This window comes from Gordonia sp. DT219 (assembly GCF_049847065.1).
Classification (GTDB): Bacteria; Actinomycetota; Actinomycetes; order Mycobacteriales; family Mycobacteriaceae; genus Gordonia.
On the sequence record NZ_JBNCNR010000011.1, the window covers coordinates 77,378 to 98,409 of the forward strand.

Annotated in this window: 21 protein-coding genes and 2 pseudogenes; 10 read left to right on the forward strand and 13 right to left on the reverse strand. The window is 66.0% G+C overall.

All coding sequences use genetic code 11. The features are described 5' to 3' along the window. The first annotated feature begins 5 nt into the window (after nucleotides 1-5). Genes ACPXB3_RS14375 through ACPXB3_RS14390 form a run of 4 tightly spaced genes read left to right on the forward strand, consistent with a single transcriptional unit; the run spans nucleotide 6 to nucleotide 3,912 of the window. Complete coding sequence (locus tag ACPXB3_RS14375; RefSeq protein ID WP_425704875.1) at nucleotides 6-1,271, forward strand: glycosyltransferase family 4 protein; 1,266 nt, start codon at nucleotides 6-8, stop codon at nucleotides 1,269-1,271. Further along, entirely contained in the window at nucleotides 1,265-1,978 is a 714-nt protein-coding gene (locus ACPXB3_RS14380; protein WP_425704874.1) for a class I SAM-dependent methyltransferase, read from the forward strand. The genes ACPXB3_RS14375 and ACPXB3_RS14380 overlap by 7 nt, the downstream gene beginning before the upstream one ends. Beyond that, nucleotides 1,975-3,024, forward strand: coding sequence for a prenyltransferase (locus ACPXB3_RS14385; RefSeq protein WP_425704873.1), 1,050 nt, complete (start codon nucleotides 1,975-1,977; stop codon nucleotides 3,022-3,024). The genes ACPXB3_RS14380 and ACPXB3_RS14385 overlap by 4 nt, the downstream gene beginning before the upstream one ends. A gap of 33 nt (nucleotides 3,025-3,057) precedes the next feature. Next, a complete protein-coding gene (locus ACPXB3_RS14390) occupies nucleotides 3,058-3,912 on the forward strand; it encodes an LLM class F420-dependent oxidoreductase (RefSeq protein WP_425704872.1) in 855 nt (284 codons plus the stop codon). A 140-nt stretch (nucleotides 3,913-4,052) separates the two neighbouring features. Here ACPXB3_RS14390 and ACPXB3_RS14395 read toward each other — a convergent pair whose 3' ends face one another. The 5 genes from ACPXB3_RS14395 to ACPXB3_RS14415 all read right to left on the reverse strand — a co-directional run bounded on the left by ACPXB3_RS14395 (nucleotide 4,053) and on the right by ACPXB3_RS14415 (nucleotide 8,725). Then, nucleotides 4,053-5,315 carry a DUF222 domain-containing protein gene (locus ACPXB3_RS14395; protein WP_425704871.1) on the reverse strand — a complete coding sequence of 421 codons (1,263 nt, stop codon included), beginning with the start codon at nucleotides 5,313-5,315 and terminating at the stop codon, nucleotides 4,053-4,055. Between the two features lie 205 nt (nucleotides 5,316-5,520). Next, nucleotides 5,521-6,120, reverse strand: a complete 600-nt coding sequence (locus ACPXB3_RS14400) for a TetR/AcrR family transcriptional regulator (RefSeq protein ID WP_425728033.1) — start codon at nucleotides 6,118-6,120, stop codon at nucleotides 5,521-5,523. Between the two features lie 79 nt (nucleotides 6,121-6,199). Beyond that, a complete protein-coding gene (locus tag ACPXB3_RS14405) occupies nucleotides 6,200-6,733 on the reverse strand; it encodes a hypothetical protein (RefSeq protein ID WP_425704869.1) in 534 nt (177 codons plus the stop codon). A gap of 33 nt (nucleotides 6,734-6,766) precedes the next feature. Further along, nucleotides 6,767-7,315 carry a hypothetical protein gene (locus ACPXB3_RS14410; RefSeq protein WP_425728053.1) on the reverse strand — a complete coding sequence of 183 codons (549 nt, stop codon included), beginning with the start codon at nucleotides 7,313-7,315 and terminating at the stop codon, nucleotides 6,767-6,769. 228 nt (nucleotides 7,316-7,543) lie between these two features. Next, a complete protein-coding gene (locus tag ACPXB3_RS14415) occupies nucleotides 7,544-8,725 on the reverse strand; it encodes a hypothetical protein (RefSeq protein ID WP_425728055.1) in 1,182 nt (393 codons plus the stop codon). 240 nt (nucleotides 8,726-8,965) lie between these two features. Here ACPXB3_RS14415 and ACPXB3_RS14420 point away from each other — a divergent pair, with 240 nt between their 5' ends. From ACPXB3_RS14420 to ACPXB3_RS14435, 4 genes and pseudogenes are all read left to right on the forward strand, one after another. Further along, nucleotides 8,966-9,160 (forward strand): WXG100 family type VII secretion target, encoded by a 195-nt coding sequence (locus tag ACPXB3_RS14420; RefSeq protein ID WP_425704999.1) that lies wholly within the window; start codon nucleotides 8,966-8,968, stop codon nucleotides 9,158-9,160. Nucleotides 9,161-9,443: 283 nt separating this feature from the next. After that, nucleotides 9,444-10,817: a flavin-containing monooxygenase gene (locus ACPXB3_RS14425; protein WP_425728057.1), complete on the forward strand. Its 1,374-nt coding sequence runs from the start codon at nucleotides 9,444-9,446 to the stop codon at nucleotides 10,815-10,817. Beyond that, complete coding sequence (locus ACPXB3_RS14430; protein ID WP_425728059.1) at nucleotides 10,817-11,773, forward strand: alpha/beta hydrolase; 957 nt, start codon at nucleotides 10,817-10,819, stop codon at nucleotides 11,771-11,773. Before ACPXB3_RS14425 ends, ACPXB3_RS14430 begins: the two co-directional genes overlap by 1 nt. Beyond that, a pseudogene (locus ACPXB3_RS14435) lies at nucleotides 11,770-12,377 on the forward strand (SDR family NAD(P)-dependent oxidoreductase). The gene ACPXB3_RS14430 and the pseudogene ACPXB3_RS14435 overlap by 4 nt, the downstream one beginning before the upstream one ends. Nucleotides 12,378-12,391: 14 nt before the next feature. Here ACPXB3_RS14435 and ACPXB3_RS14440 read toward each other — a convergent pair. Next, nucleotides 12,392-13,090, reverse strand: a complete 699-nt coding sequence (locus ACPXB3_RS14440) for a class I SAM-dependent methyltransferase (RefSeq protein ID WP_425728061.1) — start codon at nucleotides 13,088-13,090, stop codon at nucleotides 12,392-12,394. Nucleotides 13,091-13,150: 60 nt separating this feature from the next. Here ACPXB3_RS14440 and ACPXB3_RS14445 point away from each other — a divergent pair, with 60 nt between their 5' ends. After that, complete coding sequence (locus ACPXB3_RS14445) at nucleotides 13,151-14,119, forward strand: NADPH:quinone oxidoreductase family protein (RefSeq protein ID WP_425704862.1); 969 nt, start codon at nucleotides 13,151-13,153, stop codon at nucleotides 14,117-14,119. A 9-nt stretch (nucleotides 14,120-14,128) separates the two neighbouring features. Further along, nucleotides 14,129-14,398 carry a DUF2277 domain-containing protein gene (locus tag ACPXB3_RS14450; protein WP_425704861.1) on the forward strand — a complete coding sequence of 90 codons (270 nt, stop codon included), beginning with the start codon at nucleotides 14,129-14,131 and terminating at the stop codon, nucleotides 14,396-14,398. Nucleotides 14,399-14,400: 2 nt separating this feature from the next. Here the strand turns inward: ACPXB3_RS14450 and ACPXB3_RS14455 are convergent, their stop codons facing one another. The 7 genes and pseudogenes from ACPXB3_RS14455 to ACPXB3_RS14485 all read right to left on the reverse strand — a co-directional run bounded on the left by ACPXB3_RS14455 (nucleotide 14,401) and on the right by ACPXB3_RS14485 (nucleotide 20,983). Further along, nucleotides 14,401-15,336 (reverse strand): amidohydrolase family protein, encoded by a 936-nt coding sequence (locus ACPXB3_RS14455; RefSeq protein WP_425728063.1) that lies wholly within the window; start codon nucleotides 15,334-15,336, stop codon nucleotides 14,401-14,403. Nucleotides 15,337-15,374: 38 nt separating this feature from the next. Continuing rightward, a pseudogene (locus tag ACPXB3_RS14460) lies at nucleotides 15,375-16,038 on the reverse strand (PaaI family thioesterase). Nucleotides 16,039-16,100: 62 nt separating this feature from the next. Next, nucleotides 16,101-17,465, reverse strand: a complete 1,365-nt coding sequence (locus ACPXB3_RS14465) for an alpha/beta hydrolase domain-containing protein (RefSeq protein WP_425728065.1) — start codon at nucleotides 17,463-17,465, stop codon at nucleotides 16,101-16,103. Between the two features lie 16 nt (nucleotides 17,466-17,481). Beyond that, complete coding sequence (locus ACPXB3_RS14470; protein WP_425704857.1) at nucleotides 17,482-17,850, reverse strand: carboxymuconolactone decarboxylase family protein; 369 nt, start codon at nucleotides 17,848-17,850, stop codon at nucleotides 17,482-17,484. Continuing rightward, entirely contained in the window at nucleotides 17,847-18,737 is an 891-nt protein-coding gene (locus tag ACPXB3_RS14475; RefSeq protein ID WP_425728067.1) for an NAD(P)-dependent oxidoreductase, read from the reverse strand. Before ACPXB3_RS14475 ends, ACPXB3_RS14470 begins: the two co-directional genes overlap by 4 nt. After that, nucleotides 18,734-19,471: an SDR family oxidoreductase gene (locus ACPXB3_RS14480; RefSeq protein ID WP_425704855.1), complete on the reverse strand. Its 738-nt coding sequence runs from the start codon at nucleotides 19,469-19,471 to the stop codon at nucleotides 18,734-18,736. The genes ACPXB3_RS14475 and ACPXB3_RS14480 overlap by 4 nt, the downstream gene beginning before the upstream one ends. A gap of 45 nt (nucleotides 19,472-19,516) precedes the next feature. Beyond that, nucleotides 19,517-20,983 carry an aldehyde dehydrogenase gene (locus ACPXB3_RS14485; protein WP_425728069.1) on the reverse strand — a complete coding sequence of 489 codons (1,467 nt, stop codon included), beginning with the start codon at nucleotides 20,981-20,983 and terminating at the stop codon, nucleotides 19,517-19,519. Nucleotides 20,984-21,032: the final 49 nt, after the last annotated feature.

Consider the following 21,032-nt stretch of genomic DNA (forward strand, 5'->3'; position numbering starts at 1 on the left):
ACGACGTGCGCGTCGCACTGCTCTCCTACCGCAGCAAGCCACATTGCGGGGGCCAAGGGGTCTACATCCGGCATCTGAGCCGCGAACTCGCGCTCCTCGGTCACGAGGTCGAGATCTTCTCCGGCCAGCCGTATCCGGACCTCGACCAGGCCGCGCTCGATGCCGGTGTAAGTCTCACCAAGGTGCCCAGCCTCGGTCTCTACGACGAACCCGATCCGTTCCGCACGCCGCGGCCCGGGGAGTACCGCGACTGGATCGACGCCCTCGAGGTGTCCTCGATGTGGACGGCGAGCTTCGGTGAGCCGCTGACCTTCAGTCTGCGAGTGGCCCGGCTGCTCGCCGACCGGCGCGACGACTTCGACATCGTCCACGACAACCAGTGCCTCGGCTACGGACTGCTGCAGATCCAGAAGGCCGGCTTCCCCCTGATCGCGACGATCCATCACCCGATCACCCGCGACCGCACCCTGGCGGTGAAAGCGGCCAAGGGCTGGCGAAAGATCACCGCCTGGCGCTGGCACTCGTTCCTGCGCATGCAGGGCCGGGTGTCGCGGCGCATCCCCGAATTGCTGACTGTCTCGCGCAGCAGCGAGGTCGACATCCGCAAGGCCTTCGACATCCCCTCCGGCCGCATCACCACCATCCCGCTCGGCGTCGACACGGAAATCTTCAGGCCCGCCGAGAGTTCCCGCATCCCCGGCCGCATCGTCTGCGTCGCCAGCGCCGACGCCCCACTCAAGGGCGTGTCGTATCTCCTCGAGGCGGTCGCCAAGCTGGCATCGGAGCGTGACGTCACCCTGACGCTGGTGTCCAAACTCGATCCGGCCGGACCGTCGGCCACGCTCATCGACGACCTGGCGATCGCCGATCGCGTCGAGGTCGTGTCGGGACTGTCCGACGAGGAGATGGCGCAGCTGCTCGCGTCGGCCGAAGTGGCTTGCGTGCCATCGTTGTACGAGGGTTTCTCGTTGCCGGCCGTGGAGGCGATGAGCTGTGGCACCCCGCTGGTGGCCACCCGCGCCGGGGCCATCCCCGAAGTCGTCGGCACCGACGGCGCCGCGGCCCGGTTGGTGCCTCCCAGCGACTCCGGCAAACTTGCGCAAGAGATCGGCCGGCTACTCGACGACGCCGACCTGCGTGCCGAGATGGGGGCGGCCGGGCGACGGCGCGTCGAGGAACGCTACAGCTGGGCGGCCGTGGCCGCGAAGACCGCCGAGCACTATCAGACGGTGCTGAATCGGGTGACGACAGAGGAGACGAGTGCGTGCTGACAGTTGATTTCGACCGGCTGGGTGTGGGACCGCAGACCACTGTGATCGACATCGGGGCCGGGCAGGGCAGACACTCGTTCGAGATGTTCCGACGTGGCGCGGATGTGATCGCGTTCGACCAATCCGAGTCCGACATGGGCGACGTGGCCGAGATGTTCGACGCGATGATGGCCGAAAACCAGGTGCCCGCCGCGGCCAAGGCTCGTGCCGAGGTCGGCGACGCGTTGCGGCTTCCCTACGCCGACAACAGCTTCGACGTCGTGCTGATGTCGGAGATCCTCGAACACATTCCGTCGGACGAGGCGGCGATCGCCGAGATGGTGCGTGTGCTGCGTCCCGGCGGGCTGGCCGCGGTGACGGTGCCACGCTACTGGCCGGAGAAGGTGTGCTGGGCGCTCTCGGACGAGTACCACGAGGTCGAGGGCGGCCACGTGCGGATCTACAAGGCCTCCGAGCTGGCAGGCAAGCTCTCGGCGGCGGGCCTCGAGGTCACCGGCACCGATCACGCGCATGCGTTGCATGCCCCGTACTGGTGGCTCAAATGCGCTGTGGGCGTGGAGAACAACGACAATCCGTTGGTCAAGGGCTATCACCAGTTGCTCGTATGGGACATGATGAGCAAGCCGTGGCTGACCCGGGTCGGTGAGCAGGTCCTCAATCCGGTCATCGGCAAATCGGTCGCCCTGTATCTGCGCAAGCCGGAATGAGTCGGCTCACACCGGAGATCGCCGGTGTGCTGAGTGCCGAGCAGGTGATAGCGACGGGCGCGGCCATCGTCGGCATGCAAGAGGAATCCGGTGCGCTGCCATGGTTTCCGGGTGGCCAGACCGATCCGTGGGATCACGTCGAATCGGCGATGGCCTTGAGCGTCACCGGGTTTCACGCCGAGGCCCGGGCGGCCTACGACTGGTCGCGGCGCGGGCAACGCGCCGACGGTTCATGGCCGATCCGGATCGTGTGCGGCACCGTCGTCGACGACGGGATCGACGCCAACTTCTGCGCCTACATCGCGGTCGGCGTGTGGCATCACTACCTGATCACGGGCGACGCGGCATTCCTCGAGCGGATGTGGCCGACGGTGTGGTCGGCGATCGATCTGGTGTGCCGATTCCAGCGGCCCGACGGCGCCTTCCGCTGGGGCGGCGCCCACCACACGCATGCGATGTTCGACGAGGCGCTCATCACCGGTAACGCGAGCATCTACCAATCGCTCGACTGCGCCATCCGCATCGCCGCGGAACTCGATCAGCCCGACGAGGACTGGGTGCGCGCGTTCAAGGCACTCGGCGAGGCGTTCCGCACCCGGGTCGACGTCTTCGAGGCGCCGTCGGAACATTCGATGGACTGGTATTACCCGGTTCTCGGTGGCGCATTGCGCGGCGCGGAGGGGCAGGAACTGATCGCCCGCCGGTGGGACGAATTCGTCGTCGCAGGCACGGGGGTGCGCTGCGTCGATCACCGGCCGTGGGTGACCGGGGCGGAGACCTCCGAGCTGGCGCTGGCCCTCGACGCGCTCGGCGACACCGCCGACGCCGTCGACCTGATCGCCTCCATCCAGCATCTGCGTGATCCGGACGGCTCCTACTGGACGGGTCTCGTCTTCGCCGACGGTAAGCGCTGGCCGGTCGAGAAGAGCTGCTGGACATCGGCGGCGGTGATACTTGCGGCCGATGCGGTGAGCGGCGCGTCGGCGGCCAACGGAATCTTCCGGGACGTGGGCAGCTGGAGCCGACAAAACGAGAACGTGTTCTAGACAGCTGTCCAGTCCTGTGTCTATCATTCGATCATGGATTTCGGGATCGTTCAGTTCACCAGTGACCGGGGACTGAAGCCCCACGTGCTCGCGCCGCTCATCGAGGAGGCGGGCTTCGCGTCGTACTTCGTGCCCGAGCACGGGCACATCCCCACCCGGCGCGACGCCGCGCATCCGCAGACCGGCGACGCCTCGCTGCCCGACGACCGCTACATGCGCACGCTGGATCCGTGGACGTCGCTGGCCGCGGCCGCCGCGGTCACGGAGCGGATTCGGCTGTCCACGGCGGTTGCGCTGCCGGTGCAGTCCGATCCGATCACGCTCGCCAAGACCCTGGCCACCCTCGATCACCTCTCCGATGGGCGGCTGTCTCTCGGTGTCGGATTCGGTTGGAACCTGGACGAATTGGCCGACCACCACGTCCCGCCGAAGCTGCGGCGCACGATGCTGCGCGAATACCTCGAGGCCATGCGGGCGCTGTGGACCGATGAGGAGGCCGAATATCACGGCGACTTCGTCGATTTCGGTCCGAGCTGGGCCTGGCCTAAACCTCAGGCGCATATCCCGACCTTCGTCGGGGCCGCGGGCAACGAGAAGAACTTCCGCTGGATCGCGCGCAGTGCGGACGGCTGGATCACCACACCCGGCGAGGATGATATCGAGGGTTCGGTGGCACTGCTCCAGGAGATCTGGCGTACCGCCGGACGTGACGGCAGCCCGCAGATCGTCGTCCTCGACTTCAAGCCCGTCGAGGAGAAACTCGCAAAGTGGCGCGAGATCGGTGTCACCACAGTGCTTTACGGCCTGCCGGACGACTCGGTGGAGCGTGCCCGCGGCTATCTCGCCAAGCTCGCCGGCAAGCTGGGCCTCGCCCCTGCCGTCGTCTAGGCGGAAGCTGGGCCGAAGCCCTATGAAGTTCTCAACGAACGGTCGCGGTCCCGGCAGGCCGGGTGCGGGGTCAGAAAGGCGTTGTGGGTAGGGCGGTTTCAAGCAGCTGAGTTCAGGCGGTCAGTGTCAGGCGGCCGGTTTCAGGCAGCGCTGTCGAGGTGGAGGGTGCGCCGGTTGTAGGCCGGTAACGGTCGTCGTCGGGGATCGACCGCGGCGGGTGGGATCAGCCACGGATGCCGGTCGAAGCCCATCACAACATCCCACCCACTATCGTGGACGTCGTGGTGGCAGCTGGTGCAGAGCAAGCAGCCGTTGTCGAGGTCGGTGGCCCCACCGTTGATCCAATGCTCGAGGTGGTGCGCTTGGGTGCGCGAGGCGGGCGCACCACACTTGATGCAGCATTTGTCGCGCAGCAGCAACGCTTTTCGTTGTGCCGGGGTGAACAGCCGCTTCTCGCGACCCACGTTCAGCGGCACTTGGTTGTCGTCGACGATGACGACGGTGATCCCCGCATCACAGCCGAGAGTTTTCGCGGTGGCGGGGGTGACCGATCCCATGAACTCGAGTGCGGATAGCTTCGGGGTGTCGGCGGGGATCGTCAACAGCACCCCACCGGTCGGCTTGCAGGACACGGTCTCGTCGGCAAGACCCTTCTGGGCAAGTTCGAGGATGGTTTCGAGAGCATCAGCACGTTTCCGTTCGACCGGCCGCGGATCGTGCGAGCCGTCGGGTTGAGGCTTTGGCGCGGACAGTGCTTCGACGAGGCTGTGGAGTTTCTCCCCGGCGACCGCATCGAGGTTGGCGCGCACGTCGAGGCGTCCGTCGCTGGTTTTGTGGTAGCCGAGTTCGTTGACGGTCTTGTCTTCGGCGGCAGGCGTACCGTCGGTGTCATCGGCAAGAATGTTGCCGAGTTGGTGTGCGCGCTTGCCGATTTCGGCGGGACTCATCCCGGACAGCGCCTGGGCCACGAGGGCGCGGGTGTGGTCGCGGCGTTGCTCGGGGGTGACGGGTTCGCCGGCGCGGGAGGCGATGTGGGTGAGTCCGCGGACGATGGCGTCGGCGTGGTCGAGGGACACCGACCCGTAGGCGCTGTGCTTATGGAGTCCGTCGATGTTGTCGGTGGTGCCGACGCGAACGAGTCGGCCGGCAACAGCGGGCGCGAATCCCATGGAGATCAACAGTTCTCGCACCGATCGGACTTGGGGTGCGGTTATCTTGAGGCGGTCGAATTCGCCGGTCAGGTTCGCCGCGTAGTGATCGAGCATGTTGCGCAACGTGTTCAGTTGCTGCATCGCGGCGAAGGCTTCACGTGAGGTGAGGTCTGGACTGTAAGTACGGTCATCGAGAAGCCCGATAAGGTGCCCGTACAGTTCGGCGGAAAGAGTGGTGGTGTCGTCGATCATGGATTCCCCCCTGGATGATCTTGCGATAAGTCCAGTGTAGCAGAATATTTGTTCGACGCCCAAGTGTTCGACGATTGATTAACAAGTGCGGCAACCAGTTTCGTCCCACCAGTGAACAATTGTCACCGCCGTCGCCGACGGTGACCACGATTGCGTCGACGGCGTCCAGTGTTGCCGAATCTCCGAAACGGTGATGCCTGTTTCGCTACCGAGTGGGTGCGGCCCGTAGGCCGGGCATCACGAATGTCTCGATCTGCCGGCGCACCGACGGCGCATCGTCGGCGTCGACGGTGTCGCCGGGTACGGTTCCAAGGCTGATCAGGATGCGCGCCACCCACTCCGACACCTCCTCGGCGTCGTGGCCGGGATGGACGACGCCGGCGTCGATGGCCGCTTGTACGAAGGGTTTCCAGAACAGGGCGAGGTCGGGGACCAGGCCGCTGACGCCGGCGCCGGCACACGCGGCGAACTCCTCCGGCTCGTCGGTGCGCAGCCGTAGCAGCAGCGTCCCGGGATCGTCATAGGCGCCGCGCCCGATGCGCACGCCGGCCACGAGCTGTTCGGCGAAGTCACCGAGCGCGTCGAGTTCGAGTCGGGCATCGGTCCAGAACGAGTCGGTGAGCCGCACGATCGCCGCGCCGACCATGGCGTGCTTGTCGGGAAAGTGCCGGTACAGCCAGGCGCGTGACACGCCGGCGTCATCGGCGACCTGTGCCATGGTGGCGCCCCGGATGCCGTGCTGCGCCAGCAGTTTCTCGGTGGCGTCGAGCAGCCGGTCGGCAACGTGCGTGGTCGGGGAGTTCATGGCTTCTCACCTTAGCCGCGGATTCGCAGCGGTGGCCGTTGTCACTCGACACGGCTTGGACGTTGTCCGAGGACACTGCTCATCGATACAGTCGAACACCCACGACATCGTCCTTCCACTCGGCCGTGGCCGTGACCACCAGTTGCACGAGGAACATGGAGCGAGCCGGCCCGATGAGACCTATGTTCTGAATGTTGGAGACGAGCGGTCCATATGGAGAATCGAGCGTTCCGAACATGTATGAGGAAGCGGCGTCCGGACCCAGGCCGGCCGATTCGGTCGACACTTGAGACCATCCCGGAGTGCTCTCGGTCATGTCGGCTGCCATTCTGACGAGTTCGGTGGGTGTCGTCTGAATATTGTGCATTACCCAGCCGACAACCGTGGCCTGCGAAGAGAACGGCGGAATGCTGTCACCGGGTGTTTCGTCCCTGGACGATTCTGCAGCGCGAATATCGCACCATACCGGTCCCGGGTTTGTTGTCACAGACTCCATGACCGTCGCACGCCACTTCGGCGGTATGCCGCAGACGCCGAGTCCCGAGACAAGTGGATCGCCAAGAATCTCTGACTGGACCGCGGAGTTGGTCGCCAGGAATTGCGCAAGATTCACTTCAAAGGCTTCCCGGAATCGGATGCGATGAGCTCACGGGACATGAACCATCACATCTACGTACTCGCCAATCGCAGGTAGCGGGTCGGGAACGGGCGTCAACAGCATTGCCCGGATCTCTTCAGCAGTGAGAGGATCGCCCGCCACCGACCGTTCTTTGGTCTGGACCAGCGTCGACAGCAGGGTATTGAAGTTCAGCCCCAAGGGAACTGCGGCAAACTTCGCGACCACACGTTGGTGTTCGCCAAGGGTTCGCAACAAGACTGTCGCCGCATACTCTCCCGCCAGGGTGTATCTGACTTCGACGTCGGACCACAGATAAACTCGCGCGCCGGCGAGTGCTATGAGATCGCCGTTGAGCTTTATCGGACCTCGTCCCAGGAATGCCATGTATCCGTACCACAGGGTGAACCCAAGCGAACCGATAGCGGAAAGTATGATCCGAAAATCAAGATCATCGCAGAATAGGAGATGTCCGACGCACCCGCATAGCATCATTCCGAAAGAAATGGTCATCCATAGGTTAACATTCGCAAAGAATTGCTGCTGGCGCAGCACAACGTCATCGCCCGAAACCTTCATGCGGGTTCGCGGTGGGAAGAAAAGCGGCAGAGGAAGGAGCAGGAGGCCGACTGCCGTAATTGACAATATGTATGCGTGTATGAACACGGCCGCTTGAATGGAAAATATCCCTACTATTATTATTCCGATGGTTGCCTTTTTTATTTTGGGATTTGAGTCGTCTGAGTAACGTCTCCATCTTACATGTATCATAACACTACCGTGTTTCGGGAATATTCTTTGTATTCGTTAGTGGTCCCAAATCTTCGCAATTTCTTTTGAGCTGACATAGGCCACAATGCCGCCGGCCAGAGCGCTTCCGACCGCCCCAATTGCGGTACCCACACCAGGACAGATCGCCGATCCGGCGGTTGCGCCATCCAACGCCCCTTCACCGGTTTCGGCGGCAACCGCTGCACCCGTACCAGCCTCGACCGCAGTCTCTCCTACCGACGCCCCTCCCTCCGCGACGGCTTCGCCCACACCCGATTCACCGGCCCCTTCTGCAGCGTCACCTGCGGTCTCCGCACTTAGACTTTCGTTCGTGTGAAGAAACTTCGAGACACCTGCTTTCGCCGCCGTGGCCGAGCTCGCTATAACCGCTGGAGTGGCCGTTCCCGTTGCGAAGCCGACCGACTCGCGTATGACGGCTTCGTCCCACGGATCACCGTCATGCACATCGGCGAAGATTACCGGGACGGTCATCAAAGCACCCATCCCGGCGCCGATGGGAGTGGTGCGGAGATTCGCGATATCTTTCAGCCACGGCAGTACCCTTGCCTCATATCCTGTCGGCGCCTCACCCAACGATGCGCGCCAGATGTCGGTGATGATGTCCGTGTTGGCGCCGACAAAAGTAGACACCGAACCGAGCACGACGTCGTTGGATGTCGGCCGAAGAGACACTCCCTCGTCCCTGACACCCGCTGCCGCGGCGATTGCCTTCGCAAGATCTTTGTCTGCCTGATCAGCCTCTGTCAGCAGCGTCGCGAGCGACTTGACCAGATTTGCCTGCTGCTCCCGCTTCAGCGCCACGCCGGCTTCCTCGTCAGGCGTGAACGGACCCATGATCGGGACGAGTGGGGTGATCGTGTCATCGTCGGGGTCGAGGACGAACCCCTCGGCGTCACATGCCGCGATGAGCTTTTTGAGATTCGCCTTGACCTGGATGACCTCGAGCTCGGCCGCCCGTGCGGCGTCAGCGACACCGGCCGCAATGTCTCCGTGTAGCTCAAGGGCCTTTCGAGTCTTCTCCGTGGCCTTCTTGGCGTCGTCGGCAGCGATGCCCTGCCAGGATTCGAACGCCGGAAGGTTGTTCACCCTGAGTGCCGTCATTCTCGAATGGTCCGAAACGTCCCTCGACACCCCGAATACGGCCGCAATCTCGTCCGGGTTCCACTTCTGGATGTCCGCAACGGAAATCTTCCCCACGAGCCCCCCATTCCTCTCAGGCCCTGATAGCGTACCTGCGTTGCGTGCGGGAACCAACCATACCCGGGCGCTTCTTGATCCGACCGGCTCGACAAATCGATCAAATCCGACATCGAACTCGTGTTGGCGGGCAGTGAACCCGATCGGAAGTGAGATGCGATGTCCTACTTGTCCGTTGATCCCGGCGAACTGCACTAGTCCGGGCACCTTTGCAACACCTACCGGCTCGACACCGAGGATATTTACCGGTCGGCGCATATGACGATCGAAAGTGCCGTGGCAAGCGGGTGGATCGGATCATCGGCCGTGTCCATGCAAGCGGCATTGGACAATATGCGCGATTCGCGCAGCCGAATCGTTGGCCGCCTCGATGAACACTCGCAAGGCCTGATGATCTCGGCGACCAGTTATCAAGAGGCCGATGCCCGGGGGTGACACGTCCTCGATTCCGTCGGAATCTCTTACCGTCTCTCTATACGATCTCCATATCTGACCACGGCTTTCCGCGTCGATATCGGGTCGGGAATGGCGAAGGCCCACGGTCACCACCGAGGACGTGCGCAAGTGGACGTCCGAGCGGGCTCTTGGCCGGGCCATGCGTCGCGTGTCGGCGGCTCAATGTCACCGCCGTAGTAGACAGTTTTGCCGAAGTGTTCACATCCGGGTGCCTGGTGGAGTAGACAGAAATGTGAATCTGTCAACCACCCTAGGGGGTCCCATGCGCCACGACCTACCGCGTACCGCCGTGATCGGCGCAGGCATCAGCGGCCTGACGTCGGGCAAGATGCTTGCCGACTACGGCGTCCCGTACACCTGTTTCGAGAGCTCCGACCGTGTCGGCGGCAACTGGGCGTTCGGAAATCCCAACGGCCACTCGAGTGCCTACCGATCACTGCACATCGACACCTCGAAGCACCAGTTGTCGTTCCGCGACTTCCCGATGCCGGCGGAGTATCCCGACTTCCCGCATCACACCCAGATCAAGAAGTATCTCGACGACTACACCGACGCCTTCGGGCTGCGCGGGAACATCGAATTCGGCAACGGGGTGACGCATGCCCGCCGACTCGACTCCGGCGGTTGGGAACTGGCGACCGAGCGCGGCGAGACCCGGCGTTTCGACCTGCTGGTGGTGGCCAACGGGCACCACTGGGATCCGCGCCTGCCGGAGTTCCCGGGCGAGTTCAGCGGTGTGCAGATGCACTCGCACCACTACATCGATCCGCGCACCCCGATGGACTTCGCGGGCAAGCGAATCCTGGTGGTGGGCCTGGGCAACAGTGCCGCCGACATCGCCGTCGAACTCTCGTCGAAGGCACTCGAGACGACGGTGACCATCTCGACCCGGTCGAGCGCGTGGATCGTCCCCAAATACTTTGCAGGCAAACCGGCCGACAAGTACTACCACACGTCGCCCTATATCCCGTTCTCGTGGCAACGCAAGTTCACCCAGATCATGCAGCCGCTGAGCGCCGGGCGGCCCGAGGACTACGGCCTTCCGACGCCCAATCACAAGTTCTTCGAAGCACATCCGACGCAGTCGGTGGAACTCCCGTTGCGGCTGGGGTCCGGTGACGTCACCGCGAAGGGCAACATCGATCGTCTCGACGGCACCACCGTCCACTTCGCCGACGGGACGAGTGGCGACTTCGACGTCATCATCTACGCCACCGGATACAACATCACCTTCCCGTTCTTCGACCCGGACTTCATCAGCGCACCCGGCAACCGGATCGACCTGTACAAGCGGATCTTCTATCCGGGGATCGACGACGTGGTGTTCGCAGGTTTCGCCCAGTCGACGCCGACGCTGTTCCCGTTCGTGGAATGTCAGGCACGGGTGATCGCGGCATACGCGATCGGCCGATACCGGCCGCCGGCGGAGGCCGATATGCACCGGATCATCGCCGAGGACCAGGAGTACTACACCGGGCACATGCTGCAGACCGCCCGGCACACCCAACAACTCGACCACTACCTCTACGAGCACGACATCCGCACCAAGGAGTTGCCGGCCGGGGCCGAACGCGCGGCACGGCAAGGAGCACCGCAATGGGCCGGGGTCGGCACCGAGATCCTGCAGGAGGCGTGATGACGACCACCGAGACAGCCCGTCGCACAGTACGTTTCGATTCGCACGGAACCGCCTGCGACGCCTGGTTCTTCGCCCCGTCCGAGCATTCACCGTTCGCCACCGATGCCGGCGTTCCCGTGGTGGTGATGGCCCACGGCTTCTGCGGCACCAAGGATTCCGGGCTGGAGTCCTTTGCCCGGCGACTCGCCGACGCCGGACTGGCCGTGTTCGCCTTCGACTACCGTGGCTTCGGACTTTCCGAAGGCGCACCACGGCAACGGGTCTCGATGTCCGGGCAGGCCGCCGACTATCACGCCGCCGTCGCCGCGGCCGGGCATCAGCCGGAGGTCGACGCGAGCCGAATCATCCTGTGGGGTCTGTCGCAGTCGGGCGGCCACGTCCTCGTCGTCGCCGCGGAGCGCGCGCGTCAGGGACTCGACGACGTCGCCGCGGTCGTCTCGGCGGTGCCCCTGGTCAACGGGCTCGCCGCGGGTGTGCACCACTATCCGCAGGTCGGGGCGGCGTCGATGCTGCGTTCGACGGCGATCGGGGTCGGCAGCGCACTCGGAGCCGCGCTGGGCCGCGGCCCGGTACTGATGCCCGTCGTCGGCGAGCCGGGCCAGAAGGCGGCATTGACGTCACCGGGCTTTCTGGAGAGCTACCTCGCGATCGCCGGGCCGAGCTGGCGCAACGAGGTCGACGCGTCGATCGGCTTTGAACTCGGGTCATTTCGCGCCGACAAGGCCGCCCCCGATGTCGCCGCACCCGTGTTCATGCAGATCGCCGACTTCGACCGCGGCGCACCGCCACACGCCGCCGCCAAGGCCGGCTTCGCCGCCCGCGCCGAGGTGCGGCATTACCCGTGCGACCATTTCGGGATCTTCGCCGAGGTGGAGGATTCGTGGTTCGAGCCGGTCGTCGCACACCAGATCGCCTTCCTGACACACCATCTCGCAGTCAAGGCCGACGCGTGAGTACCGCACTGGTGATCGGCGGCGCGTCGGGGATCGGCAAGGCCACCGCGCGAGAGTTGTATGGCGCGCGCCACCGCGTCGTCATCGCCGATGTCGACGCCGACGCCGCCCGGACCACGGCGGTCGAGATCGGCGCAGGGGAGGCCGGCGCGGGGGAGGCCGGCGGGACGGTGGAGTCGATCCACCTCGACGTCACCGACGAATCGTCGGTGGCTCCATCGTGTGCGTCGCCTCGCTGAACGGCCGCCGGCCGGGTGCCGGGATGGGCTCCTACTGTGCGGCGAAAGCCGGGGTGCTGATGCTGGTCGAGGTCGCTGCACTCGAGCTCGCCGACCGCGGGATCCGCGTCAATGCTGTGTCACCCGGTCTCGTCGACACCCCACTGACCGCCGGGATCGCCTATGTTCCCGGCTTGACCGAGGAATACCTGGAGAACACGCCGTTGGGGCGGGCCGGCACTCCGGAGGACGTCGCCGAGACGATCACCTTCTTGACCTCCTCGGCGGCCGGCTGGATGACCGGGGCCGCAATCGATCTCAACGGCGGCGCGCACCTCAAGCGCTATCCGGACGTGCTGGGACGCGTTCGCGCCCTGGCGCAGTGATTACAGCGCAGTGATCAGCCCTTCGGCAGCGCCGCGCCGATCTGACCCGAGTCGCGGCGCAGGACGCGAAGTGATCCCTCCGCCCGGACCTCGGTGAACTGGCCGGTTGCCAAGGCCTGGCAATAGATCTCGTAGGGCGGGCGGCCGCCGTCGGCGGGGTCGGGGAACACGTCGTGGATCAGCAGTGCGCCGCCGATGCGCACCCACGGCGCCCACCCGTCGAGGTCGTTCTGCGCGGCCGCCATCGAATGGCCGCCGTCGATGAAGACGAAGTCGACGGCCTTGCCCCATGCCCGGGCGGCCACCGTCGACGGCGCGAGCATCCCGATCACGGTCTGTTCGAGGCCCGCGTCGAACATGGTTCGGCGGAAACGCGCGGAGGTGTCGAGGGTGCCCGAGTGCGGATCGACGAGCGTCGTGTCGTGGTACTCCCAGCCCGGCTGGTGTTCCTCGGAACCGCGATGGTGGTCGACGGTGACGATCACCGCGCCGGCCGCCTCGGCGGCCGACCCGAGAAACACCGTCGACTTGCCGCAGTAGGTCCCGATCTCGACGCCGACCTTGGCCGAATCCGGTTGGGAGAGATACTCTCCGGCGATCTCGAACAAGGTCTGCGCCTCGTCGAGGGGCATGAAGCCGGGGGTGTCGTCGGCGACCTTCCGACGTTCGGGCGAGGGTACGGGGAGCGGCTGCGGCGCCGGTGTCGCGGTCATGGGATCGATCGTAGCGTTACCGACCGAGCGATTGTTCTCCCCGGCGTAGGGTGGACAACCATGAAAGCTCAGGTACTCACCGCGGAGTCCGGACCGGCCGCCCTCGAACTGACCGACGTGCCCGACCCGACGCCGGCCGACGGCCAGGTTCTCGTCGACATCAAATCGTGCGGGGTGTGTTTCCCCGACCTGCTGATGAGTCAGGGCAAGTACCAGTTGCGGCTGCCCACACCGTTCACCCCGGGCACCGAGGTCGCCGGCGTGGTGACCGCCGCGCCCGCGGACTCGACGGTGGCCGTGGGCGACAAGGTGCTCGTCGCCTCGGTCGTCGGTGGATTCGCCGAGCAGGTCGCCGCCGCACCCGAGCAGCTGCTGCCGCTGCCGGAGGGATTGACCTTCGACGAGGGCGCCGCACTCGGCATCAACTTCCAGACCGCGCTGTTCGCGCTCAAGATGCGTGCGCAGACCGCGCCGGGCGAGATCGTCGGGGTGCTCGGCGCGGCCGGCGGTGTCGGTGTCGCGTCCATCCTGGTGGCCAAGGCGATGGGCGCCAAGGTCGTCGCGATCGTGCATCGCACCGGGGCCGAGGAGATGCTGCGCGGTCTCGGCGCCGACCACGTCGTCCAGCTCTCCGACGGCTGGGGTGACCGGCTGCGCGAGTATGCCCCCGAGGGCGTCGACGTCCTGATCGATCCGGCCGGCGGCGAGGTGTTCGACGAGGCCCTGCGTCAGGTCGCGGCCGACGGTCGGTACGTGGTCATCGGCTTCGCGGCGGGCGGTATCCCGACCGTGAAGCTCAACCGGGTGCTGTTCCGCAACATCGCCATCGTCGGCGCGGCCTGGGGCGAATACGTGCGCACCCATCCGGGCGTCCCGGAACTGCTGCACGACGAGCTCACCGAGATGATCGGCGCCGGCCTGCGGCCGCCGGTGACCTCGACCTATCCGCTCGCCGACCTGCCCCGGGCATTGACCGATCTCGCCGAAGGGCGGATCCTGGGGAAAGCCGTCATCCACATCGCCGATTGAGAGGTCCTCATGTGCCGCAACATCACCGAACTCCGCGGCCTCGAGCCCGCGGCCACCGGGGAAGAGATCGAGGCGGCCGCCCGGCAGTACGTCCGTAAGGTCAGTGGCATCCGGGCGCCGTCGGCGGCCAACATCGATGCGTTCGAGGCCGCGGTCGGCGCGGTCACCGCGGCCACCCGCACCCTGCTCGCCGAACTGCCCGAACGCCGACAGCCGCCCAAAACCGTACCGCCACTTCGGCGTCCGGAGGTGCAGGCGCGGATCGCGGCACGCGGGTAGGGTCAGACCGACGGAGCGACCCCGAACAGCTCTGCCGCATTCGTGTACAGCACCCGGCGCAACCAGTCGTCACCGAGGTCGAGCCGGGCCACCGCGTCGAGTGCGTGCGTGTAGGGGTAGGGAATGTTCGGGAAGTCGCTGCCGAACAGGATCTTGCGACCCAGCTCGGCCAGTTGGGGACGCAACCGGGCCGGAAATGGTGCGCCGTCCTCGGAGAAGTCGGTGAACGACATCGTGGTATCGAGCCGCACGTTCTCGAAGCGCTCTGCCAGGGCGAGGAATTCGGCGTATTCGGGCATACCCATGTGCGCGACGATCAGCGGCAGTGACGGAAAGCGCTCGAGGAGTGCGGCAATCGGCTCGGGGCCCGTGTACTTGCCGGGGGCCGGTCCGGAACCGCAGTGGATGATCACCGGCACCTGTGCGTCGGCGATCTGCGACCACACCCCGTCCAGCAGCGGCTCGAGGGGCGAGAAGGCGCCGACCTGAATGTGGCACTTGAACACTCGCGCACCGCGCTGGATGGACTGCGAGACGTACGCGGTGGCCGATTCCTCGGGATAGAACGTCGCGGTGTGCAGGCAATCGGGGTGGTGTGCGGCGAAGTCGGCGGCCCAGCCGTTGAGCCATTCGGCCATATCCGGCTTGTGCGGATACACCAGCGACGAGTATGCGCGAACCCCGAAGGCCTGCAATGCGGCGACCCGGACATCCTCGTCGGCGCGGTAGGTGATCGGCCACTCGCGGCCGATGAGTGGACCGGCGGAATCGAAGTACGCCCACACCTTGTCCATCACCGGCCGCGGCATGAAGTGGGTGTGGACGTCGATCAGTCCCGGCAATCCCAGCCCGCCCCACAATGTCCGGACCTGTTGCGCCTCAGCTTCGCTGAACGGAGCCGGGTCTGGGGAGTGGTCATCGGGAACAGGGCTGTCCATGACTCGACGTTACCGCGCCTCGCGCGAGCGGCGACACGTCAGTCCGGGACGTCGGGCCGGTAGTGGTCGGCGGCACGCGGCATCCGTCCGGCCCAGTTCCGCGGCTCGATGAACACACCTTCGGCCTCGACGGTGATGCCGCCGGCGTCGGCCAGTGTCCCGCGGACGGTCTTCTTGCGGCCCTCGCGTGCGACGATCGATGCGCGCGCGGTCAGCGGGCCGAGTGGCGTCGGCCGCAGATAGCGGACGGAGATCGTGCCGGTGTAGCACGGCACGTTGTCGATGCTGGCGCCCTCACCGAGGACGTGATCGAGGACCATCGCGCAGATACCGCCGTGCACATGACCGGCCGGTCCCTCATACGCGGCGCCGAGCGTGAATTCCGCCGACACCTCGTCTCCGTCGTGGCGGGTGTGCAGTGGCGGGGCGATCGCGTTGCGCAACCCCACCACGGCGTTGCCCCAAGGCATTCCGACGAACTCTGGCGTGTAGCGCACCCCCGTAGGGGCCGTCCATCTGCTCGGCCCGCAAGTCCGCCACGAGCTCGTCGATGCGGGTGCGGGCCTGCGTGATGACGTCGTCGTCCACCTCGGTGCGGATCACTGCATCGATGAGCTGCCGGACGGAGTCGGTGAGCGGCTCGTACACCGACCGGCGGCGTGCGATCTCCTCGTCGGAGATGTCCTCGAGGGTGAACTGCATGCGGCGACTCCCGGATCGTGTCCGGCCGAATGGCCGGGGACCAGACTAGAACGTGTTCTAATCTAGCGGAAGGCGTCGGCGTCGGCCACCAGATCGGTGCGTGCGTCGGCGAGCAGTTCGGCCCGGTCGTCGGGTCGGACGAAACCGGCGCCGATGGCCGTATCGGCGGCCGCGGTGTACTGCTCGAGGTACACGTCGGGGTTCGGGTAGAGGTCGGCGAGTACGGTCGGCGGCAATGGTGTCGTGCGGCCGAACAGCACGCAGATGCGTGGCACCTGCTCCTCGACGACACCGCTGAGGACCTGGGTCGCCACATCCACACAGGGTGTGCGTACGCCGTCGCGTACGTTGCCCACCTCGTCGAGCTCGAAGCGGTGCCCCGCACCGGAATCAGTGACCAGTAGCGGTGGCGCCGTGGGTGGTTCGGTCCCGTCGTCCACCCACCCGCGCAGATGATGCAGAGCGGCGCGCAGGACGAACCGTTGCTGGCCGCGATTCACCGGGTCCGGGCAGCCGAGCATCGACTCGTACTCGCCGATCTGGACGTGATCGGCGTGCGACGTGCCCGCCACCTCCCAGACCCGCAGTCGTGGCGAATCCGGTTGCCGTGCCGTTACATACCGGAAGTCGGTGAGGACGTCGGTCTCGGTCTGCACGACGAACACCGGGATCGCCAGATCGGTGGAGATGCGGACGGGCGTTCCCCGATACGCCTCGTCGATGTCGACGGGGCCGCCGGCGTCTCCCAACGGGAGGGCGCCCATCGACCGACTGTGGATCAGGATGCCATGAAACGCGTTGTGCCGGTTCGCGAAGTGATTGGCGTAGGTGGTCAGGGCCATCGCCGACTGCGATTCGCCCACGGCGAGCAGTCGGCGCACCGTCAGACCGGTCAGCGGGTGACCGGGCGCATCGGAGCCGGCCAGGGCCAGCCCGATGCTGCCGAAGATGTCGTAGCTGTATCCGTCACCCGGATGGTGCAGGGTTCCGTATCGGTCGGGGTCCTTGTCGGCGAGCCGCATTCCCATCTCGGCCATGCCGACCGACCCGTCACCGCCCTCGATGCCGGTGTATTGCGCCGACACCCCTATCCACGCATATCCCGAGCGCACGAATTCGGGTGCCAGGTAGGTGTATTCGGGCGCCGCATCCATCCCGCTCGACACGTTGAACCACTCGACGACGACGTGGCCGTTGAAGTCGGCGTCGTCGCGCGGGCGCCGCACCAGTATGCGCGTGGTGAAGTCGGCGGAAGCGAGTTCGTCGAGTTCGCCCGATGACGCGGTGCCGTAACGCCGGGCTCGCCCGGCGGCCGCATATTCGCGTTCGTCGTATCCGTGGGCCGCCAGCTCAGGACCAGGCGTGGCACTGAGAATGGTGTGGCCATGGCCGTCGGTCAATTCGGTGAAGGTCACCCGTGAGGACATTCCTCGACTGTAACCGCTATTCGCTGCGGGACTTGCGATGATTGTCGATGACCTTGCCGAACATGAAATGCATCTTGGTGCCCAGCGGCCAACCCACGTAATAGCAGAGGAACAGCGAGATCTCCTCGAGCTGCTCGGGGGTGAACTCCTCGTTGGCCAGTGCCGACGAGGCCTGGATCTCGGCGACGTCGATCTGTCCGGCCGCAGCGAGCGCACCGAAGAGCAGCAGCCGCCGGTCCCGGATCGAGAGACCCTCGCGCGACCACACCTCGCCGAAGACCTGATCTGCGGTGTGCGCGAAGTAGTCTCCCGGGCCGTCCGACATCTCCCAGCCGTAGACCTTCGACATCATGTCGAGGGATTGGCGGCGTTGCTCGGAGGTCATGCGGTCTGTTCTCCTTCGTGATGGGGGACGCCGAGCGCGCCGGCCAGATCGCGGCGGGCGATCGTGCCGAGCGGCAGGTCGACGCCGAGTTGGTCGGCCAGTGCCAGGGCGAGGGACAGATCTTTCTCGCCCAAGGTGCGAACGGAACGGAAGATGTTGTACCAGAAGTCATCCGGTGCGATCTCCGCGGTGGTGTCGCGGAGCATGATCGCACCCGCACCGCCGGTGATCGCGTCGGTATGCCGAACCACCTTGCCGAGCTTGGCGACGTCGATGCCTGCGGATTCGGCCAGGCGCGCCGCCTCGGTGGTGGCGGTGAACGAGATGAAGTGCAGCAGGTTGCGGGCCAGCTTCATCTTGGTGCCCGCCCCGACGTCGGCTCCGGCGTGCACGAGCATGTCGGCGGTGAGTGCGAACGGTTCTTTCAGCCGTTCGTAGGCGTCACGCGGGCCACCGACCATGATGGCCAGCCGGCCTTCGGCCGCGCCGAGGGCACCACCGGAGATCGGCGCGTCGAGCAGTATGACGCCCTGCGCCGCCGCGAGGTCGGCGAGGTCACTCGCGGTCTCGGGGGAGATGGTCGAATGCACGGTGATGATCGTGCCGGGCGCCGCCGCCGACAGCAGACCACCCTCGCCGGCGACGACGGTGCGTACCTGCGCGTCGTCGAGCACGCAGATGCCGATGATGTCGGCGCGTGCGGCCAGGTCCGCCGGTGAATCCGCCGCTGCCGCACCCTGATCGACCAATGTGGCCACCGCGTCGGCGGCGAGATCGAAGACGGTCAGCCCGCCGGACCACTTCGCCAGACTGCCGGCCATCGGTCCACCGATGTTGCCGAGCCCGACGAAGCCGAGACGCGCCGGTGTGCCGGCGTCGACGGTCACGACCGGATCACCTGACCGCCGTCGACGTTGAAGATCTGCCCGGTGATCCAGCCGGCCTCGTCGGACAGCAGGAACAGGCACATGCCGACGAGATCCTCGGGGGTGCCGAACCGCTTGAGCGGCAACCGGTTCACGATGTCGTCGACCATCTCCTTGGGCGTGGTGGAGCGGGTCGCCTCGGTGTCGATGGGGCCGGGGGCGATGGCGTTGACGCGGATGTTCTGGCCGCCGAGTTCGGTGGCCAGCTGCTGGGTCAGGCCGTTGATGCCCACCTTGGCCAGCCCGTAGAATCCGCTGTAGAGCCATGCGGCGGTGGAGGATTGGTTCACGATCGCGCCACCATTGGTCATCTGCGGATACACCTGGCGCGTCACGTTCAGTGCGCCGTCGAGATTGACGCTCATGAACTTCTTGTAGTAATCCCACGGCACGGTGATGAGGAAGTCGAGCTTCATCCCGCCGTAGATGGCGGCATTGTTGACCAGTCCGTCGATGGTGCCGTACGCGTCGACGGTGGTCTTCGCGAGCGCCGCGGCCGAGTCGGGATCGGAGACGTCGGTGTGGACGTAGCGTCCGCCGATGTCGGCGGCGACCTTCTCGCCTGCCTCGTCGTTGAGGTCGGCGACCACGACGTTCGCGCCCTCGGCGGCCAGCGATCGGGCATAGGCCTCGCCGATGCCGCCGGCGGCGCCGGTGACGATGATGGTCTTGTCGGTGAAACGTGCCGAGGTCATGTGCTGCTTTCTGTTGGTGGAGTGGTCGGCGGGTGCGGATGCGCACTAGGCGGGACGGGCGACTGCTTTGGTCTCGAGGTACTCCTCGAATCCGGCGACTCCCATCTCGCGGCCGATGCCCGACGCCTTGTAGCCGCCGAAGGGGACGTCGGCGGAGTACCAGATGCCACCATTGACGGACATGGTTCCGGTGCGGATTCCGTTGACCACGTGGTCGATCCGTCCTTCGTCGGTGCCCCAGACCGCGCCGGACAGACCGTAGGGGGAGTCGTTGGCGATGCGGATGGCGTCGTCGTCGCCGTCGTGGGGCAGGATCACCAGAACGGGGCCGAAGATCTCCTCCTGCGCGACACGCGCCGAGTTGTCCACCCCGGAGATCAGGGTGGGTTCGACGAAGAAGCCTTTCGCCTTGTCGGCCGGACGGCCGCCGCCGGTCTCGATGGTGCCGCCCTCGCTGCGGGCGAGTTCGATGTAGGACTCGACGCGCTGCCGTTGGCGAGCGGAGATCACTGGGCCGCATACGGTTCCGGGATCGGTGGGATCACCGGCGGCCAGCCCGGCGAGGCTGTCGCGGGTCGCTGCGATGGCCTCGTCGAGCTTCGCACGCGGCACGAGCAGTCGGGTGGTGATGGCGCAGCCCTGCCCGGCATGGGTGACGACCGCGAATGCGGCCATCGAACAGGCGGCGGCGAGGTCGGCGTCGTCCAGAACGACGAAGGCCGACTTCCCGCCGAGTTCGAGGAACACCTTGGTGAGTGACTCCACCGCGCCGGCCATCACCTTCTTGCCGGTGGCGGTCGACCCGGTGAAGGAGACGACGTCGACGCGCGGATCACTGCCGAGCTGGGCACCGAGTGCGTGATCGCTCGAGGTGACGATGTTGATGACGCCGGGCGGGAAGTCGGTCTCCTCGGCGATCACCTTGCCGACCAGGGCCGCGCACCACGGGGTGTCCGGGGCGGGTTTGAGCACGACGGTGCACCCGGCGGCCAGGGCGGGCCCGATCTTGGCGAAGTTGATCTGGTGCGGGAAGTTCCACGGGGTGATCGCCCCGACGACGCCGGCGGCCTCGCTGCGCAGTTCCCGGTGGTTGCGCAGTCCCATCGGCTTGGCCTCGCCGAGATCTTGTGTCCACTCGTAGTTCTCGGCGAGATCGGCGAAGTAGCCGAGGTCGGTGATCGGCCCTTCCAGTTGGGGACCGTGGGTCAAAAAGACCGGGCAGCCCACCTCGGCCACGGTGATCTCCCGCAACTCGTCGGCGTGCGCGAGCAGCGCGTCGCGCAACTGCCGCAGGCACCGGGCCCGCAAGGCGTGGTGGCGCGGCCCCGCCGGGGCGGCGCCGGCGCGCGGGGCCGCGCGGGGCGGCGGCGCCGGCGCGCCGCCGCCCGCGTCGGCGGCCTTGCCGAGGACTTCTTCGGTGGCCGGGTTGATGACATCGAAAGTGCCACCGCCGCCGGGGATCAGCTTGCCGTCGATGAGTAGATCCGACGCGGCTGCAGGTCTGAGGGACATGTTCTGGAACTCCATCTGGACAGGTGTCTGGACTCGAGTACAAAGCTAG

Coding starts and splice junctions, on each gene's coding strand:
- ACPXB3_RS14485 (WP_425728069.1), bottom strand. CDS start 20,983: ATGTCCCTCAGACCTGCAGCCGCGTCGGATCTACTCATCGACGGCAAG.
- ACPXB3_RS14400 (WP_425728033.1), bottom strand. CDS start 6,120: ATGAACTCCCCGACCACGCACGTTGCCGACCGGCTGCTCGACGCCACC.
- ACPXB3_RS14430 (WP_425728059.1), top strand. CDS start 10,817: ATGACGACCACCGAGACAGCCCGTCGCACAGTACGTTTCGATTCGCAC.
- ACPXB3_RS14450 (WP_425704861.1), top strand. CDS start 14,129: ATGTGCCGCAACATCACCGAACTCCGCGGCCTCGAGCCCGCGGCCACC.
- ACPXB3_RS14470 (WP_425704857.1), bottom strand. CDS start 17,850: ATGACCTCCGAGCAACGCCGCCAATCCCTCGACATGATGTCGAAGGTC.
- ACPXB3_RS14385 (WP_425704873.1), top strand. CDS start 1,975: ATGAGTCGGCTCACACCGGAGATCGCCGGTGTGCTGAGTGCCGAGCAG.
- ACPXB3_RS14425 (WP_425728057.1), top strand. CDS start 9,444: ATGCGCCACGACCTACCGCGTACCGCCGTGATCGGCGCAGGCATCAGC.
- ACPXB3_RS14480 (WP_425704855.1), bottom strand. CDS start 19,471: ATGACCTCGGCACGTTTCACCGACAAGACCATCATCGTCACCGGCGCC.
- ACPXB3_RS14440 (WP_425728061.1), bottom strand. CDS start 13,090: ATGACCGCGACACCGGCGCCGCAGCCGCTCCCCGTACCCTCGCCCGAA.
- ACPXB3_RS14410 (WP_425728053.1), bottom strand. CDS start 7,315: ATGAAGGTTTCGGGCGATGACGTTGTGCTGCGCCAGCAGCAATTCTTT.
- ACPXB3_RS14465 (WP_425728065.1), bottom strand. CDS start 17,465: ATGTCCTCACGGGTGACCTTCACCGAATTGACCGACGGCCATGGCCAC.
- ACPXB3_RS14390 (WP_425704872.1), top strand. CDS start 3,058: ATGGATTTCGGGATCGTTCAGTTCACCAGTGACCGGGGACTGAAGCCC.
- ACPXB3_RS14455 (WP_425728063.1), bottom strand. CDS start 15,336: ATGGACAGCCCTGTTCCCGATGACCACTCCCCAGACCCGGCTCCGTTC.
- ACPXB3_RS14445 (WP_425704862.1), top strand. CDS start 13,151: ATGAAAGCTCAGGTACTCACCGCGGAGTCCGGACCGGCCGCCCTCGAA.
- ACPXB3_RS14395 (WP_425704871.1), bottom strand. CDS start 5,315: ATGATCGACGACACCACCACTCTTTCCGCCGAACTGTACGGGCACCTT.